This is a genomic window from Mycobacterium sp. NGS39 (genome assembly GCF_059812765.1).
In genome coordinates, this window is the sequence record NZ_JCALDH010000003.1 from 101,806 (window position 1) to 117,472 (window position 15,667).

At 67.4% G+C, this 15,667-nt stretch carries 16 protein-coding genes; 1 reads left to right on the forward strand and 15 read right to left on the reverse strand.

What is annotated here, in order from left to right; translation table 11 throughout:
* Window positions 1-13: 13 nt before the first annotated feature.
* From AC5Y39_RS05140 to AC5Y39_RS05160, 5 genes are all read right to left on the reverse strand, one after another.
* Window positions 14-1,384: a rhodanese-like domain-containing protein gene (locus AC5Y39_RS05140; protein WP_500016191.1), complete on the reverse strand. Its 1,371-nt coding sequence runs from the start codon at window positions 1,382-1,384 to the stop codon at window positions 14-16.
* Between the two features lie 20 nt (window positions 1,385-1,404).
* On the reverse strand, window positions 1,405-2,502 hold the full coding sequence (locus AC5Y39_RS05145; protein ID WP_500016192.1) for a sulfite oxidase: 1,098 nt from the start codon (window positions 2,500-2,502) through the stop codon (window positions 1,405-1,407).
* 196 nt (window positions 2,503-2,698) lie between these two features.
* Window positions 2,699-2,890 carry a YbdD/YjiX family protein gene (locus tag AC5Y39_RS05150; protein WP_500016193.1) on the reverse strand — a complete coding sequence of 64 codons (192 nt, stop codon included), beginning with the start codon at window positions 2,888-2,890 and terminating at the stop codon, window positions 2,699-2,701.
* The gene (locus AC5Y39_RS05155) at window positions 2,836-5,127 is read right to left on the reverse strand and encodes a carbon starvation CstA family protein (protein ID WP_500016194.1); all 2,292 of its coding nucleotides are present in this window, start codon (window positions 5,125-5,127) and stop codon (window positions 2,836-2,838) included. The genes AC5Y39_RS05150 and AC5Y39_RS05155 overlap by 55 nt, the downstream gene beginning before the upstream one ends.
* Before the next feature lie 100 nt (window positions 5,128-5,227).
* Window positions 5,228-6,757 (reverse strand): ATP-dependent DNA ligase, encoded by a 1,530-nt coding sequence (locus tag AC5Y39_RS05160; RefSeq protein WP_500016195.1) that lies wholly within the window; start codon window positions 6,755-6,757, stop codon window positions 5,228-5,230.
* Window positions 6,758-6,834: 77 nt separating this feature from the next.
* On the opposite strand from AC5Y39_RS05160, the gene AC5Y39_RS05165 reads away from it, so the two are divergent.
* Window positions 6,835-7,647, forward strand: coding sequence for a hypothetical protein (locus tag AC5Y39_RS05165; protein ID WP_500016196.1), 813 nt, complete (start codon window positions 6,835-6,837; stop codon window positions 7,645-7,647).
* A 7-nt stretch (window positions 7,648-7,654) separates the two neighbouring features.
* Here AC5Y39_RS05165 and AC5Y39_RS05170 read toward each other — a convergent pair whose 3' ends face one another.
* The 10 genes from AC5Y39_RS05170 to AC5Y39_RS05215 all read right to left on the reverse strand — a co-directional run bounded on the left by AC5Y39_RS05170 (window position 7,655) and on the right by AC5Y39_RS05215 (window position 15,664).
* Window positions 7,655-7,852: a hypothetical protein gene (locus AC5Y39_RS05170; RefSeq protein ID WP_500016197.1), complete on the reverse strand. Its 198-nt coding sequence runs from the start codon at window positions 7,850-7,852 to the stop codon at window positions 7,655-7,657.
* Window positions 7,853-7,916: 64 nt separating this feature from the next.
* Entirely contained in the window at window positions 7,917-9,041 is a 1,125-nt protein-coding gene (gene hypD, locus AC5Y39_RS05175; protein WP_500016198.1) for a hydrogenase formation protein HypD, read from the reverse strand.
* A gap of 12 nt (window positions 9,042-9,053) precedes the next feature.
* The gene (locus tag AC5Y39_RS05180; RefSeq protein WP_500016199.1) at window positions 9,054-9,326 is read right to left on the reverse strand and encodes a HypC/HybG/HupF family hydrogenase formation chaperone; all 273 of its coding nucleotides are present in this window, start codon (window positions 9,324-9,326) and stop codon (window positions 9,054-9,056) included.
* Window positions 9,327-9,344: 18 nt separating this feature from the next.
* Window positions 9,345-10,427: a hydrogenase expression/formation protein HypE gene (hypE, locus tag AC5Y39_RS05185; protein ID WP_500016474.1), complete on the reverse strand. Its 1,083-nt coding sequence runs from the start codon at window positions 10,425-10,427 to the stop codon at window positions 9,345-9,347.
* Window positions 10,428-10,438: 11 nt separating this feature from the next.
* A complete protein-coding gene (locus tag AC5Y39_RS05190) occupies window positions 10,439-11,104 on the reverse strand; it encodes a D-sedoheptulose-7-phosphate isomerase (RefSeq protein WP_500016200.1) in 666 nt (221 codons plus the stop codon).
* The gene (locus AC5Y39_RS05195; RefSeq protein ID WP_500016201.1) at window positions 11,101-11,865 is read right to left on the reverse strand and encodes a hydrogenase assembly protein HupF; all 765 of its coding nucleotides are present in this window, start codon (window positions 11,863-11,865) and stop codon (window positions 11,101-11,103) included. The genes AC5Y39_RS05190 and AC5Y39_RS05195 overlap by 4 nt, the downstream gene beginning before the upstream one ends.
* Window positions 11,862-12,644: a DUF6390 family protein gene (locus tag AC5Y39_RS05200; RefSeq protein ID WP_500016202.1), complete on the reverse strand. Its 783-nt coding sequence runs from the start codon at window positions 12,642-12,644 to the stop codon at window positions 11,862-11,864. Before AC5Y39_RS05200 ends, AC5Y39_RS05195 begins: the two co-directional genes overlap by 4 nt.
* Window positions 12,641-14,929: a carbamoyltransferase HypF gene (hypF, locus tag AC5Y39_RS05205; RefSeq protein ID WP_500016203.1), complete on the reverse strand. Its 2,289-nt coding sequence runs from the start codon at window positions 14,927-14,929 to the stop codon at window positions 12,641-12,643. Before hypF ends, AC5Y39_RS05200 begins: the two co-directional genes overlap by 4 nt.
* A complete protein-coding gene (locus AC5Y39_RS05210) occupies window positions 14,926-15,174 on the reverse strand; it encodes a HypC/HybG/HupF family hydrogenase formation chaperone (RefSeq protein WP_500016204.1) in 249 nt (82 codons plus the stop codon). Before AC5Y39_RS05210 ends, hypF begins: the two co-directional genes overlap by 4 nt.
* Window position 15,175: 1 nt before the next feature.
* A complete protein-coding gene (locus tag AC5Y39_RS05215) occupies window positions 15,176-15,664 on the reverse strand; it encodes a hydrogenase maturation protease (protein ID WP_500016475.1) in 489 nt (162 codons plus the stop codon).
* Window positions 15,665-15,667: the final 3 nt, after the last annotated feature.

Sequence of the window (15,667 nt, forward strand, 5' to 3'; positions counted from 1 at the left end):
GTCTCCTTAACGGTTAGGCCGAGGTGGTCCCCTCGAATTGCGTTGTGATGCCGAGCTTCTCGGCGTTGGCGTATGTGTCGTCGACCAGCACGACGCGGCGATCGTGGCGGTCGAGCAGCGCGGCAGCCACCGAGGCGCGGTAGCCGCTGGCGCAATGGACCCACCATTCGTGGTCAGGTGAAATGTCTGAAAGGCGGTGAGGTAGTTCATGGAGGGCGATGTTGACCGCGCCGCGGACGTGGCCCTTGTCGAATTCGCCGGCCTGACGCACGTCGAGCACCACCAGACCGACACCATCCAGTTCGTCGGCCAGTTCTGCGAAGTCTGCAACCCGGTAGCTTCGGAGTCTGCCGCCGCCGGCCAGCGCACGGATGTCGCCAGTGGCGCCGCCGACGAGCTGATCGACACCGATGCGCGACAACTCCCGCTGGGCGTCGGCGATCTGCTGGGAGTTGTCGCCGATCAAGGTCAGCGGCGCTCCCCAGGTGTACAGCCAGCCCAGGTAGCTGACGAAGGAGCCGGAAAGTTCGAAACCGTAGCTGCCGGCGAGGTGGCCCGCTGCGAATGCGGTTCGGTTCCTCAGGTCCACCACCCATTCGCCCGCGTCGATTCGGCTGCGAAGCTCGTCTGGATCGACGCGCCGTGGTGGCGACAACTCAGCTGCGGCGGGGCCGGCCTTGTTGATCACGTTCATATGCGCGTAGTAGGCCGGATATGCCGACAAGCCGGCGACGAGTTCGTCGACGTAGGTCTTCTCGTCCTTCGTGAGCGCGGGGTTGGTGTGCCGCTGCTCGCCGATCGTGGACGCGTCTGCGTCGGCCGGTGTTGCCGAGCAGAAGCTGCCGAACCCGTGAGTCGGATAGACGTGAGCAGTCGGGGGAAGTTCCTCCGCCAGCCGCCGGACCGAATTGTATTGCCGGCGCGCCAAATCGACGGTGTGCTCGTCGCCCAGCAGGTCGGTTCGCCCGGTGCTGCCGAACAACATCGACCCGCCGGTGAACACGCCGACCGCTTCACCGTCGGGGCGGCGCAGGACATAGCTGACGTGGTGGTGGGTGTGCCCCGGAGTGAGCAACACCTGCAGCCGGATCGTCCCGGTGCTGATGACGTCGCCTTCTCCAGCTGCGCGGTGTGCGAACGCGACGTCTTCGCCTTTCGGAATGACGTATTCGGCGCCCACAGCGTTCGCCAGGGCCAGCCCGCCCGTCACGTAGTCGTTGTGGATGTGGGTCTCCAAGACATGGGTGATCGGGATATCGCCGGCGAGCTGCAGGACCCGGTCGATGTCGCGTTGCGGGTCGATGGCGACCGCGACGGCACCGTCGGTCACCAGATAACTGCGATCACCCAGTCCTGAGGTTTCGATCACTCGAACGTCAAACATGTGTCACGACCCGAGTCTTGTCACTGTGCGTCGATGCGCACGCGTGCCCACGAATTGTTCGCATAACCTTTCGGATTCCACAGTGCCGCAGCGGATTCCGGCTGCGTCGCGCCTGTGCTGTCCCAGGCGCGGGCGGTGACGGTAACCGGTCCTTGCGGCACCTCCACCGTCAGCTCCCAGCGTCGCCACGCCCAGGGGCTGAGCTCACGACCCAGCTCGGCTTGGCACCAGCTGCGGCCACCATTGAGCGACACGTCCACACGGGTGATCTGGCGGTCATCGCCGGCGAATGCATACCCTCTGATGGTCAACGGGCCGGCTGACACTGTCGCGCCGTCGTCGGGTACCAGGATGTCGCAATTCAACGCCACCGACGACAATGGGAACCCGGTGTGCGGTCCAGCGGTGTCGGGGTCGACGTCGGCAGGCATGAGGTGATATGCGGTGCTCTGAAAGTAGTTGTCCGAGGGCCCATTTCGGACAGCGATGTCCGTAACCCACTTGACGCTGCGTGCTCCGATGTAGCCCGGCACCACTATTCGCACGGGGCCGCCGTGCAGCGGCGGCAGCGGCTCGCCGTTCATATTCCAGCTGAGCAGCACCTCGCTCGACAGCGCTTTGGCCAGCGGGATGGAACTGCCGTACTGCTGCGGCGGTGTGGCAAGGTCCGACACATCCGGCGCGGTGAAGGCGACGTGCAGATTCTCGCCGCGATGGACACCCGCCGCATCGAGGACGTCGGCGAGCCGCGCGCCGCGCCACTGGGCGGTCGACGTTGCTCCCGGCCCCCACGGGTCTTCTCCTGCGATGGGCCGGATCTCGTTGAAGCCGGCACGGCGGTTTCCGGCGCACTGCAACGTCGCCACTACGGTGTGGGCCGCGAATCTACTCGTGAGGTCGTCGAAGTTCAGTGTCAGTGGCCTGTCAACCAGACCGTGGACGGCCAGGCGCCAGTCGGCAGTGCTGAGCTGGGGCACCGGGCCGTGATTGCGGGTGTAGAACGTGTCGATCGCCGTGATGTCGCCTGACGCCAACGCCGAGCGGCTGGCTTCGGCGTTGAAGGGCGACTCCCCGTGCACGATCGTGTCTGCACGTTTGCCCCATGCCGCAGCGCTCACGAAGTCAATGTAACGGCGATCGGATTCGCCGGTGGAGTGCCGACAGCGGCCGCGGCGCGTTCCCGACAGTCGACGTAGGCGCCATAGAGGAGGTAATGCCTTGTCGGAGTGGTATTTCAGCGTTTGTCGGGGACGGCGAACGCGCGGATCGCATGTCCGCGACAGTTACACGCGTAGCGATTCCATCCGCTGTAAGTCAGCAGCAGCGCGCGCCCGGATCAGCGTCGGCCGCAGCATGCCGCGCCTTCCAATATTCGCGTTCCGTGAGCACCAACTCGCCGGGATGCCTGCGACGACGGTGCTGTACGTAGCGGGCGTAGTGGGTATCGCCCATCAATGTGCCGACGTACCAACGGACTCGGCGGGCGAATCGGCCAACTCGTCCCATTGTCGTTGCACCTCCCGTTCTGCCGCGGTCGGGATGAGGCCCGACGGGGCGAATAGCCGTGACGCCACCGGCGCATCCTCGGTCAGCGGCGTGCCGCCTCCGCGAAGCACCCGCACGATCATGACCACGCCGGTGACGAAGACGACGACGACCAGCGCCGCGAACACGACCGACAGCGTGCCCTGGATGTACGTGTTGCGAATGATTGCGTGCATCTGGTGGGCGTTCTTGGCCGTCGAGCACAACTTTCCCGCGTCCAAGGCATCCTGGCAGCGCGCATGCAGCTCCCAGTAACCGACCGCGGGAGCAGCGGAGAAGATCTTCTGCCACGATGCGGTCAGCGTCACCGCCAAATCCCACAGCAGCGGAATTGCCGGTATCCACAGCCATTTCAGATAGCCCTTCTTGACCACGACCACCGACACCAGCGTCAGCGCGATCGCGGCCAGCAGCTGGTTGGCGATGCCGAACAGCGGAAACAGGGTGTTGATACCGCCCAGGGGATCAGTGACGCCCATCAAAAGCACACTGCCCCATAACGCGACCACGACCACGCTGCACGCCCAGGCCCCCGGTCGCCAGCTCGGATTGCGGAAGTTGCGCAGCGGGCCACCGAGGTTGCCGAGCGCGTCGGAAAGCATGAACCGCGCCACCCGGGTGCCGGCGTCGACCGTGGTGAGGATGAACAGGGCCTCGAACATGATCGCGAAGTGGTACCAAAACGCTTGCAGCGCAGGACCGCCGAATGCCCGATGCAGCACATCCGACATGCCGATGGCCAGTGTCGGCGCGCCACCGGTGCGAGAGACGATCGACGCCTCGCCCACCGCAGCGGCCGACTGCTTGATCTGTGCCGCAGTGATCGGCTCGCCGCCCAGCGGCAGCATGTTGACGTACGCGGCCGCGGACTCGGCCGTCGCGCCGGTCTTACCTTCTGGGGCGTTGAGCACGAAGTACAGATGCTGATTCAAGATCGCGGCGGTCACCAAAGCCATGACGCCGACGAACGATTCGGTGAGCATGCCGCCGTAGCCGATCAGCCGCATCTGGCCTTGCTTCTCGAGCATCTTCGGTGTGGTGCCCGAGGAGATCAGTGCGTGAAAACCCGACAACGCACCGCAGGCGATGGTGATGAACAGGAAGGGAAACAGCGAGCCGGCGAAGACCGGTCCGGTGCCGCTGTGTGCGAACTCGGAGACCGCCGGCGCCTGGATCGCCGGCCGGGCGATCAGAATCCCCACCGCCAGCAGCGCGATGGTGCCCACCTTCATGAATGTCGACAGGTAGTCGCGCGGAGCCAGCAGCAACCAGACCGGCAGCACCGACGCCGCAAACCCGTAGATGATGATGCACCAGCTCAAGGTGACCTTCGACAGGCCGAACCAGTCTGCGCCCCAAGAAGTTTCGGCTACCCAGTTGCCGGCGATCACCGCGACCAAAAGCAGAACCACGCCGATCAACGTGACCTCGGAGACCCGGCCGGGACGCAGGAAGCGCAGATAAAGGCCCATGAAGATCGCGATCGGGATCGTCATCGCGATCGAGAACACGCCCCACGGGCTCTGCGCGAGCGCGTTGACCACCACCAGCGCCAGCACTGCCAGCAGGATGATCATGATCGCGATCACCGCCAAGATCGCGGCCGTCCCGCCGATGGCGCCGACCTCGTCGCGGATCATCTGGCCCAGTGACCGGCCGCGCCGCCGAGTGGACACCCACAGCACCAGGTAGTCCTGGACGCAGCCGGCGAACACCGCGCCCACGATGATCCAGATCGTGCCGGGCAGATAGCCCATCTGCATCGCCAGCACGGGCCCGACCAGCGGCCCCGCACCTGCGATCGCCGCGAAGTGGTGGCCGAACAGCACCCGCCGGTCGGTCGGCATGTAGTCGGTGGCGTTTTCGAACACCTCGGCCGGGGTGGCCTGTTCGTCGCGGGGCCGGACGATCTGCATCTCGACCAGCCGGGCGTAGAACCGGAATGCGACGACATAGGTGCAGATGGCGGCGATGACGAACCAGACGGCGTTGACCGCCTCACCTCGGACGAACGCGATGATCGCCCACGCCACGGCGCCGAGCAGCGCGATGACGCCGAAGACGATCTTGTGGCGGGTGGTGATCGGGGAGCGGTCGACGACCGCGACGGGCGGCAGCTGCGGATCGGTGCGGATGTAGGTGATGTCGCCGTCGGTTTCCTCGGTGAGCTCCAGAGAAGTGGCGGTCGGTGAGGCCATGCGCTGATCTTGGCACGCCTCTCGCGCCGAAACGGTATTCCGCGTGGACCCTTCTCGAACTTTCCCGCGCTGGTTACCGCGTCGCCGGGGCGTCGCGGGCTCAGCGGTCGGCGAACTGCCGCACGGTGTCGATGGTGTCGGCTTCGGCGGGGGTCTTGTCGTCGCGGTAACGCAGCACACGCGCGAACCGCAAGGCCGCCCCGCCGGGGTAGCGGCTGGAGATCTGCACACCGTCGAACGCGATCTCGACCACCTGCTCGGGCCGAAGTCTGACCACGTAGCCGTCGGTCGGGCCGTCGGCAAGCTCGAGGAACCGCTGGGTCTGCCAGTCCAGCACGGCGTCCGTCATGCCCTTGAACGTCTTGCCCAACATCACGAACCCGCCGGTCGCCGGGTCGCGGGCGCCGAGGTGGATGTTGGACAGCTTGCCGGTGCGTCGCCCGGAGCCCCACTCGACGGCAAGCACCACCAAGTCGAGTGTGTGCACCGGCTTGACCTTGAGCCAGCCCGCGCCGCGGCGGCCTGCCTCGTACGGCGCGGTCGGCGACTTCGCCATCACGCCTTCGTGGCCGGCGGCCAGCGTGGCGTCCAGAAACCGGGCCGCTTCGGCGGCATCTGCGGTGATCAGCCGGTCGACCCGTTGTGCGGCCGGCACGACCGCGTCGAGAGCGGCCAGCCGGTCGATGGCCGCAAGGTCCAGCAAGTCGTCGCCGTCGCAGTGCAACACGTCGAAGAAGAACACCGAAAGCCGTTGCGCCCCGGCGGCGCCGGCGCGCCCGAACCGTGAAGCGGTGACCTGGAACCGGTGCGGCCGGCCGTCGGGCCGCACCGCGATGGCCTCGCCGTCGGCGATCAGCGACCGCACCGGCAGCGCCAGCGCGGCGTCGACGACTTCAGGCAGCCGAGCGGTGACGTCGTCGAGGCTGCGGGTGTAAAGCGCGACGGAGTCGCTGTCGCGGTGGATCTGCAACCGGGCGCCGTCCAGCTTGGCCTCGAAAATGGCTGTGCCGCCGAGCTTTTCGAGAGCGTCGCCGACGCCAGCGGCTGTCTGCGCCAGCATCGGCCCGACCGGGCGGCCGACCCGCAGCGTGAACTGGCCGAGAGCGGCCGCTCCACCGGTCAACGCCGCAGCCGCCACCGCCGGCAGGTCACCGGCGAGCATCGCCGCCCGCCGCACCTGTGCGGGGGCAATGCCGCCGGCCCGCGCGACTGCGTCGGCCATCACCCCGGCCAGTGCGCCCTGCCGCAGCTCTCCCCGCAAGAGGCGGCGCAGGAAGGTCTGCTCGCCGGAGGTCGCCGCCGAGAACAGCGCTCCGACGAGTGCGGCCCGCTGCTTTTGTGACCCGGCGCCTGACAGCGCACCGATCGCGGTGAACGCCGCGTCCACCTCGGCGACCGTGAGGGTCGGCTCGTCGGCCGGCGGGGGAAGCGCGCGCAGCGCGGCCCACCCGACGCCGATCTGTCGCTGCGGGAGTTCGCCTGACAGCCACGACACCACCACGGCGACCTGCCGCGCGTTGCCGTCGGCCGCCGCGGCGGCCAACAACTCGGCGAGGCGTGTGGTCTTCGCCAGCCGCGACGACTGCGCAGCGACGTCGGCCGATGCGGTGGCGACGTCGACGAGCAGCATGGGGTCCAGCCTCTCACCCGCCGTCAGCGGTGCGATCCTGGACGACGGGCGCGGTGGGCATGGGGGATGCTGGTCGGGTGCCGCGATTCAACCCGCTGCCCGACTGGGATCCGTTCCGTTCCCGCGAGCGGTTGGCGACGCTGTGGTCTTCAGCTGCGGTACCCACCATCTCGACCGGTGCGGCGATCGCCTACCGCACGTTGTTCCAGACGCTGCGCCGGCTGGTTGTCGGCCGTGACCTCACGGTGCGGGTCGACGGCGACGACCTCACGCTGACCGTCACCGAATTCGACTTCCGGCTCGAGGCGCGTGGCCTGGCGGTCGGCCAGATCGGCGACGTGCTGGTGGTGGCCGAGGACGTCGCATGGCGGGAGTACCGGTTCGACCAGGCGATGGCCGTGCTGAGCAACGTGCACTTCCGGCCGGGCGCGACGTCGGAGATCGTGGCGGCACCGGTGGAGCTGGCCCTGAAACTGCCTGCCGAGGTGCTCGAGGAGCTTGTCGCGCAAGCGACCCCGCAGTTCGCCGCCAAGGTCGGCGACGACGGGGTGGTGCGGCTGTGCTGGACCCGCCGGCCCGGGTGGGGCCACCTCGAAGTGGACATCCGCATCGTCGGCACTGCGTTGTGGCTGCAGCCGCAGGCATTGGTGGTCGGCGGTCGGCGGATGGGCTTGCCAGGGCGGCTGCCGATCTACCCCGTCGAACTGCCCGATCTGCCCAACGGGCTGCTTGTCACCAAAGTCGACGTGCGACCTGGGTTCGTGCTGCTGTACGGCTTGCTTCCGGAATGGCAGATCGACCTTCCGCTGAGCCGCCTCGAGGACATCGTCAGTCAATTGAGTTCACGCACCGGGATCGTCAACCTCGCGCGCTCCGCGCGGCTGATGTGACCGCGGATCAATCCTCGCTGCTGCTGCGGTTCTCCAGGAAGCGCAACAGCCGCGGATCCGTCGACCTGATGCGGTCCACCTCCTCACCGCCGTCGCATCGGAACAATCCCACCGTGACCTCGCCTCCGCGGTGCTCGATCACCCGCCACACCGCACCGGCGTCCGCCCAGCGTTGCAGCACAGCAACCGGATCCTCGTGCGCCATGCGGGCAGCATCGTCGCGCCCGTGACGGCGCGCAAGCGCTGACGCGGTCATGGTGCGGTCGCGCTCAGCGCTGGCCCAGCAGTTGAGCCGTCTCCCGGTGCAGCCGACCGAAGTTGTAGTACGCCGCGCAGGCTCCCTCCGGTGACACCATGCACGTGCCGATCGGCGTCTCAGGGGTACACGCGGTGCCGAATACCTTGCACTCCCACGGCTTTATGACGCCCTTGAGCACCTCCCCGCACTGGCACGCCTTCGGGTCGGCGACCCGCACACCCGGCATGTCGAACGCCTGCTCGGCGTCGAATTCGGCGTAGTCGCGGTGGATTTTGAGCGCGCTCTGCGAAATGAATCCCAGTCCGCGCCATTCGAAGTGAGGCCGCAGCTCGAACGTCTGCGCCATCAATTTCAACGCCTGAGTGTTGCCCTCCGGACGCACCACCCGGGTGTACTGGTTCTCGACCTCGCATCGCCCGTCGCGAATCTGGCGCAGCAGCATGTGCACCGACGCCAGAATGTCCAGCGGCTCAAAGCCCGCTACCACCATGGGTTTTCCGTACACGTCCGGCACGAACCGGTACGGCCGCAGCCCCACCACCGTCGAGACATGGCCGGGACCCAAGAATCCGGACAGCCGCAGGTCAGGTGACTCCAGGATCGCCTTGATCGGCGGCACGATCGTGACATGGTTGCAGAACACCGAGAAGTTGCGGACACCGAGCGACCGGGCCCGGACCAGGGTCACAGCTGTAGACGGGGCAGTGGTTTCGAATCCGACGGCGAAGAGCACCACGTGGCGGTCGGGATTGTCCAGCGCCACCTTCAACGCGTCGAGCGGGGAGTACACGAACCGCACATCCGCGCCGCGCGCCTTCGCCTCGATCAGGTTGCCTCTGGAGCCCGGGACGCGCATCATGTCGCCGAACGTGGTGAAGATGATTCCGGGTTGCTCGGCAAGCCACATCGCGTCGTCCACCCGACCCATCGGGATCACACACACCGGGCAACCGGGACCATGCACCAGCTCAACCGATTCCGGCAGCAGATGCTCGATCCCGTGACGGTAGATGGTGTGCGTGTGGCCGCCGCAGACCTCCATGAACTTGAAGTGGTCGCCACCGGCGAGCTCGGTGATCGACTTGACGAGGGCGCGAGCTGCTGCCGGATCGCGGAATTCGTCGACGAATCTCATTGCTCAGCTCCCTCAAGCGATTTCGGATGAATTGAAGGCTTGGATCTCGTTGTCGTAGTCGGCGCCCATGTGCTTGAGCTGATTCAGCGTGATCTCGGCCTCGCGTTCGTCGATCTTGGCCATCGCGAACCCCACGTGCACCAGCACCCAGTCACCGACGCGCAGGTTGTCGTCGGTGAGCAGCCGCACACTGATATTGCGCCGCACACCATTGACGTCCACCTTCGCCAGCGATTGTTCGGCGTCGACGATGTCGACCACCTGACCCGGTATCCCCAGACACATCGTGAAAACTCCTCAGTCTCAACAGATTCGCGGCAGCGGATCGCCGACGAGCATGTCGACGATTCGGCTGCCGCCAAACGATGTCCGCAGCGCGACGATGCCGTGAGGTTCGGCCACGATCTCGCCGACCACCGCCGCGTCGGCGCCCTGCGGGTGGGATCGCAGCGCGGTGATCGCCACGTCCGCCTCCTCGGCCGGCACGACCGCGACGAACTTGCCTTCGTTGGCGACATACAGCGGGTCGATACCGAGCATGTCGCACGCACCGAGGACTTGCGGCTGCACCGGAAGGCTCGCCTCGTCGAGGATCAGCGCGAACGGCGAGTCCTTGACGAGCTCGTTGCAGACGGTGCCGACGCCGCCGCGGGTGGCGTCGCGCATCCACCGGGTCCGCGGGGCCGCCTCGAGCAGAAGCTCCACCAGCTCGTGCACCGGTGCGGTGTCCGACGCGATGTCGGCGTCGATGGCCAGGTCACCGCGAGCAAGCATCACCGCCATGCCGTGCTCGCCGATGGTGCCCGACAACACCACCTTGTCGCCGGGCTGCACACGCTCGCGTCCCAGATGCCGGCCGTCCGGGATCACGCCGACGCCAGCGGTGCAGATGTAGAGCCCGTCGGCAGCACCCTTACCCACCACCTTGGTGTCGCCAGTGACGATCTGCACACCGGCTCGGGCCGCCGATTCGCTCATGTCCGCGACGACCTCGCGTAGCTCGCTGATGGGAAAGCCTTCCTCGATCACGAAGGCCGCCGACAGCCATTGCGGCCGGGCACCCGCCACCGCAAGATCGTTGATGGTCCCGTGCACGGCGACGTGGCCGATCGAGCCACCCGGAAAGCGCCGCGGCGCAACGACATACGAGTCGGTGGAGAACGCCAGCCGCTCGCCCGATGTAGTGCGCAGCAGCGCGGCGTCGCCCAGTTGCTCGAGTTCGGCGTTGCGGAACGCCTCGACGAACACTGCGTCGACGAGTGCGGCCGACGACTTGCCACCCGCGCCATGCGCGAGTGTCACCACGTCGTCGAGCAGGCGCGGACGGCGCTGCCGGAACTTGTCGATGCGTTCCAGCACCCGGTCTTCGCGCTCGGCGGCGCTCATCGCGTTGGTGGTCACGGGTGAACTCCGTTGCGGGGCTGAGCCATCCGGTCCTGTGCCACCGACCAGAGCCGATAGCCGAGCATCGCATGGCTTTCCTGGATGCGATGGATGCTCTGCGAATGCACCGTGAAACAGAAGTCGAGGTCGTCGGCTACGGCCATCCTGCCGCCGTCGTGGCCGGAGAACCCAATGGTCAGCAAACCACGCTGGTTGGCCTCCGTGATCGCCGTCATCAGATCCTCAGAGTTGCCGGACGTCGACAACGCGATCGCCACGTCTTTATCGCGGGCATGAGCGATGATCTGGCGCTTGAAGATCAGCTCGAATCCGACGTCGTTGCCGAGTGCGGTCACCACGGCCTCGTCGGCGGCCAATGACCACGCGGCGACTGGGCGGCCCCGCGCGGGACGGCTGAACAGTGACGCCAGCGTCGCCGCATCGGTGGAGCTGCCGCCGTTTCCGAGCGTGTAGAGCCGCCCGCCGCGGCGGAAGCGCTCGGCCATCTGCGCTCCGGCGGCCGCCAGCGCGTCGCCGTACTCGTCGAGCGACTCTCGTTGCAGCCGAGCACTTTCCGCGGCCTTGCCGCGTGCCGACGCAGCGAGGTCGTCGAGCAGGCTCTTGGCGTCGGTCTCCTCCGACTCGATGAATGGGTAGAGAAATCCGGTGCTTTCGGTCATCTGGTCACCTCGCGGCCGGTTGTCTGCTCTTCGCTCGAGCGCTCATCGCCGAGACGGGCGATTGCGGCTCCCGCGTGCACCAACACGAGGTCATTGGTGGCGACGTCACCGAGGATCGTGACGTCCACCCACTCCTCGCCGTTGGCGGTGCGCACCAGCGCCTGACCGGTGTCATCTGCTGGCGCCAGAAGAATTTCAGCGATCCGGCCCTCGTCGCCGCATGTCACGCAGACTTCGTCGGTGTGGGAGGGCTTCAGCAGGCCCGGGTGCTCGAAGCAGACGTGGGTGAGCTCCCACAACAAGTGATATAGCAGCACGAACGTTCCGGTCGCCGGCACCATCGGGTCGTCGGAGTCGATCCACAGGATGTGGTTGGCCGCCCCGGCTGGCGGTCGCGGTCCGGACCCGACCCACAGCGTGGTAACGCCCCACGCCTGCGCGCGCCGCATGGCGTCGAGGACGGCGGGCTGATCGGCGGCCGCAATGGCGATCAACAGGTCGCCGGGCTGGCTGGCCACCCGCGCCTGCGCCACCGGGTCGGGGTCGACGAGGGCGACCGACGGCAGCGCCCGCTTACCCATGATCACCGGGTGGACGAACTCGACGGCGACGTGATGGGCGTGCGGCTCCCATTCAGGCGAGATCACCCACAGCGTGGCGCCGTCGTGGAATCGGCGCGCCAGATCCAATGCCGCAGCGGCCAAGTCAGCGGAGAGGTCGGTGTCGACGTACGAGCCGCCCAGTTGCGCGGTGGTTGTCATCGTGAGCCTCCGGGGTGCGCGGGCCTGCGCTGCCCACCAGTCTGCTCTTGTTTCGCTGCGACCGGCAGGCGTTCGGCACGGGCAATGTTCACCAGATCCAGCGTGGCTTGGGTGGCGGCCGCTAGCGCGGCGGCTTCGTCGTCGCTCAGGGTTGCGCACATCCAGTTCCAGTGCGCCGACACGAGGTCACCAGGCGCGGGCATCGGCGCCAGCCGCAGATCGCCCTTCTTCCACCGGACGTCTTCGGTGCGCGTCTCGCCGAGAGACAGTCGGCCCGCAGTGAACTGCAGTGGCTGCGTCGCGATCGTCACATGGTCATCGGACACCGACTGCACCGTGCCCCAGCGGATCCGGCAGTCCTGCAGCACGGTCAGCGCGGTGTCTGGGTCGCGATCCAGGAAGCGCACCCACGGATAGACGACGAAGACGTGAAAGCTGTGGTGCGCCAGCACGTCGGCGCACGGCTGGATCACGTCGAGCAGACCGGTCACCTGCCCCTGGAATGCGCTTCGGAGGCGACGGAGCAGCTCGCTCGGGTCCACCTTGTCCAACGCGCGGCCGCCCGTCCAGTAGCTTCGAACGACGTCTTCATGCAATGCCTCGGTGCCGCCGACTGCGTCGGCGATCGCGGCCAGGTAGGGCCAGGCGCCGTCGAATTCGCGTGCGTGTGCGCCGAGTTCGCCCGCATCGCCGGTCCCGGCGGGCCCGCAGAAGCCGAGCTCGTTCGGCGGATAGGCGTACTGGGCGAACAATTCCTGCCCTCGAGTCACCGTGCTCATGCCGAATTCCCCACCAAGAGCTGGCCCAACGCAAGCCCGCCGTCGTTCGGCGGCACCCGGCGGTGGCTGATCACTCGAAAACCTTTGTGGCGCAAGCACTGTAGCGTCGAGTGCAGCAGCAGGGCATTCTGGAACACCCCGCCCGACAGGGCGATCGTTTGCGACGCCTCGGCATGCCGAGCCGCCAAGTCGACGATCAGGTGGGCGACCGTGTGGTGGAACCGGGCACCGATCACGGCTGCGCTCACACCGGCGCGCCAGTCGCCGACCGCCGCAGCCAGCACGGGAGCGGGGTCGATCAGATCGACCGGGCCGCGGCGCTCAATACCGAACGTGTACACCTTTGCGCCGCATGCGCCACCGCGTGCAAGGCCCTCCAGCTCAATGGCTGCCTGCGCCTCGTAGGCAACCACCTGGCGCACCCCGGTCAGTGCCGACACCGCGTCGAAGAGCCGCCCCATGCTCGACGTCGGCACGCAGCCCCGGCCGGTGGCGAACTGGTGGGTCAACAGCTTTCGTTCCTCGGGCGGACACGCCGCGACCGGCGGCAGGTCGGGATCCCAGTCGATGCCGGCCGACCACAGGTGGGCCAGTGCCATCCGGTACGGGCGCAGCACGCTGACGTCACCGCCGGCCAGCGGTACATATTTCAGGTGCGCCAAGCGCTCGTATCCCTTGTAGTTCGCGAGCATGACCTCGCCGCCCCACACCGCTTCGTCCGAGCCGTAACCCGTGCCGTCGAAAGCGAACCCGAGCACTTGCTCGGAACCGTCGCACCCGTGCTCGGCCATCACGGCCGCGATGTGGGCGTGGTGATGTTGCACCGTGCGGACGGGCCGCCCGTCGGCGTTACGGTGCGCCCAGCCCGTCGACCGGTACAGCGGATGTGCGTCAGCCACCAGCACTTGGGGCTGCACGCCGGTGAGTGCGCGCAGGTGCTGCTGGGCGTCGTCGAACGCCGACAGGGTGGCCAGGTCGTCCATGTCGCCGATGTGCTGACTCAGCCAGGCGTAGCGACCGTCGGCCACAGCCATCGTGTTCTTCAAGTCCGCGCCGACCGCCAGTGTCGGGGGTACGGGCAGCGGCAACGCGACCGGCAGAGGGGCGTAACCGCGTGAGCGCCGGATCGGCAGCTCCGATCCGTCGACCATCCGGACGACCGAGTCGTCACACGGAACCAGGATCGCGCGGTCGTGCGTCAGCCAGCCGTCGGCCAGGTGCGCCAACCGGGTCAGCGCATCGTCGTCGTGATAGCAAATCGGTTCTCCGCCAAGGTTTCCCGACGTCATCACCAGCACGTCGGGTCCCGGCTGGTCGCCGTCCAGCCCGAACAGCAGGACGTGCAGCGGCGTATAGGCCACCATCACGCCGAGGTCGGGGTTGTGCGGTGCGACGGATTCGGCTACCCGCGCCGAAGCCAAGCGAGGGAGCAGCACAATCGGCCGCTGCGGCCCGGTGAGCATGCGCTGAGCCGTTTCGTCGACCACGGCGATGCGCCTCGCACCGGCCAGGTCGGCCACCATCACGGCAAACGGCTTGTCGCCGCGGCGCTTCCGGCGTCGCAATTCCGTCACCGCGGTCTGGTCGCGGGCATCACAGGCGAGGTGGTAACCGCCGACCCCTTTCACGGCGAGCACACCGCCGTCACGCAACAGCGTGCGCGCCGCGCTCAGTGCGTCCTCGCGGTACAGCATGTCCCGTCCCGGCTTCACGTAGCGCAGGGCGGGGCCACAATTCGGGCAACACACCGGTTGGGCATGGAAGCGGCGGTCGGCTGGATCGGCGTATTCGCGGGCGCAGTCGGCGCACATGTCGAACGTCGACATCGTCGTGGTGGCGCGGTCGTAGGGGAGGCCGCCGATGATCGTGAACCGCGGTCCGCAGTTGGTGCAGTTGACGAACGGGTGCCGGTACCGGCGGTTGGTCGGGTCACGCAATTCTGCCGCGCAGTCCGCGCACATCGCGACGTCGGGGGAGACCAGCGTGCGGCCGCTGTTCGACCGGGAGGTGTCGGCAATCGCGAAGCCGGTACCGCCGACGGGCGAAATTTCTTCAGTCTCAAGGGACTCGACGAGCGCCAACGGTGGCGGCGAGTCGCGCAGTCGGGACAAGAACTGCTCGAGACCGGCGGGGTCGCCTTCTACTTCGATCAGCGCGCCAGAGCTGTCGTTGCGCACGCACCCGGACAGGCCGAATGCCGCCGCAGTGGTGTAGACGAATGGCCGGAAGCCCACGCCTTGCACCACCCCTCGCACGCTGACCCGCAGTCGGCGCCGGTCGGTCACGGCGCTGTCTCCGGATCGCGGCCCATCAGCTTCAGGCCTGTCATCGCGGCGTCAGCTCCTGCGCGGTCGGTCTTTTCGACGGCGAAGCCCATGTGGATGATCACCCAGTCGCCCGGCTCGAACGTCTCCTCGGGCAGCATGCCGATGTTGACCTTGCGTTGCTCGCCGGCGACGTCGACGAGTGCGAGTTGGCCGCCGTAACCCTCGAGCAGACGGACCACCTGACCGGGAATGCCCAGGCACATCTCAACCGCCTCCCGCGCAGATGCGCGCCGCCATCGCCGAGACCACCTGCAGCACGTCGTCGACGGCGCCGTTCACGGCCCTGCGCACCGAATCGGACAGCCCGATGCCTTCGTCGACGTTTTCGACCTCGCAGCCCACCACCACGGTGTAGGGCGGTTTGCCGCCCAATGCGGCCACGCTCGCGAAGACCGCACCGGGGTCCATGCTGTGGGCATCCAAAACCGGTGTGCTGCAGGTGGATTCGTGGTCCACCTCGAAGAGGTGTACGGTGCCCGGCGAGCCCCGGTTGGGCACCGCGTCGACGAGGACCAGGCCGTCCCAGTTCTCGAGCAGGTCGTAGGCCAGGTGCATGCCGCCGATGCCGTAGTCGACCACTCGCGCGCCAATGGCGGCGATGCGTGCCCGCCCGCGCCGCACCACCTCGGGGCCGAACCCGTCGTCGCCGAGGAAGATGTTGCCGATGCCTGCTACCAGAATCCGGGACGTGATGTC

What these genes read in the sequence shown, in the direction of transcription:
- AC5Y39_RS05140 (WP_500016191.1), bottom strand. Translation starts at nt 1,384, where the DNA reads ATGTTTGACGTTCGAGTGATCGAAACCTCAGGACTGGGTGATCGCAGT.
- AC5Y39_RS05150 (WP_500016193.1), bottom strand. Translation starts at nt 2,890, where the DNA reads ATGGGACGAGTTGGCCGATTCGCCCGCCGAGTCCGTTGGTACGTCGGC.
- AC5Y39_RS05155 (WP_500016194.1), bottom strand. Translation starts at nt 5,127, where the DNA reads ATGGCCTCACCGACCGCCACTTCTCTGGAGCTCACCGAGGAAACCGAC.
- AC5Y39_RS05160 (WP_500016195.1), bottom strand. Translation starts at nt 6,757, where the DNA reads ATGCTGCTCGTCGACGTCGCCACCGCATCGGCCGACGTCGCTGCGCAG.
- AC5Y39_RS05170 (WP_500016197.1), bottom strand. Translation starts at nt 7,852, where the DNA reads ATGGCGCACGAGGATCCGGTTGCTGTGCTGCAACGCTGGGCGGACGCC.
- hypD (WP_500016198.1), bottom strand. Translation starts at nt 9,041, where the DNA reads ATGAGATTCGTCGACGAATTCCGCGATCCGGCAGCAGCTCGCGCCCTC.
- AC5Y39_RS05180 (WP_500016199.1), bottom strand. Translation starts at nt 9,326, where the DNA reads ATGTGTCTGGGGATACCGGGTCAGGTGGTCGACATCGTCGACGCCGAA.
- hypE (WP_500016474.1), bottom strand. Translation starts at nt 10,427, where the DNA reads ATGAGCGCCGCCGAGCGCGAAGACCGGGTGCTGGAACGCATCGACAAG.
- AC5Y39_RS05190 (WP_500016200.1), bottom strand. Translation starts at nt 11,104, where the DNA reads ATGACCGAAAGCACCGGATTTCTCTACCCATTCATCGAGTCGGAGGAG.
- AC5Y39_RS05195 (WP_500016201.1), bottom strand. Translation starts at nt 11,865, where the DNA reads ATGACAACCACCGCGCAACTGGGCGGCTCGTACGTCGACACCGACCTC.
- AC5Y39_RS05200 (WP_500016202.1), bottom strand. Translation starts at nt 12,644, where the DNA reads ATGAGCACGGTGACTCGAGGGCAGGAATTGTTCGCCCAGTACGCCTAT.
- AC5Y39_RS05210 (WP_500016204.1), bottom strand. Translation starts at nt 15,174, where the DNA reads ATGTGCCTGGGCATTCCCGGTCAGGTGGTCCGTCTGCTCGAGGGTTAC.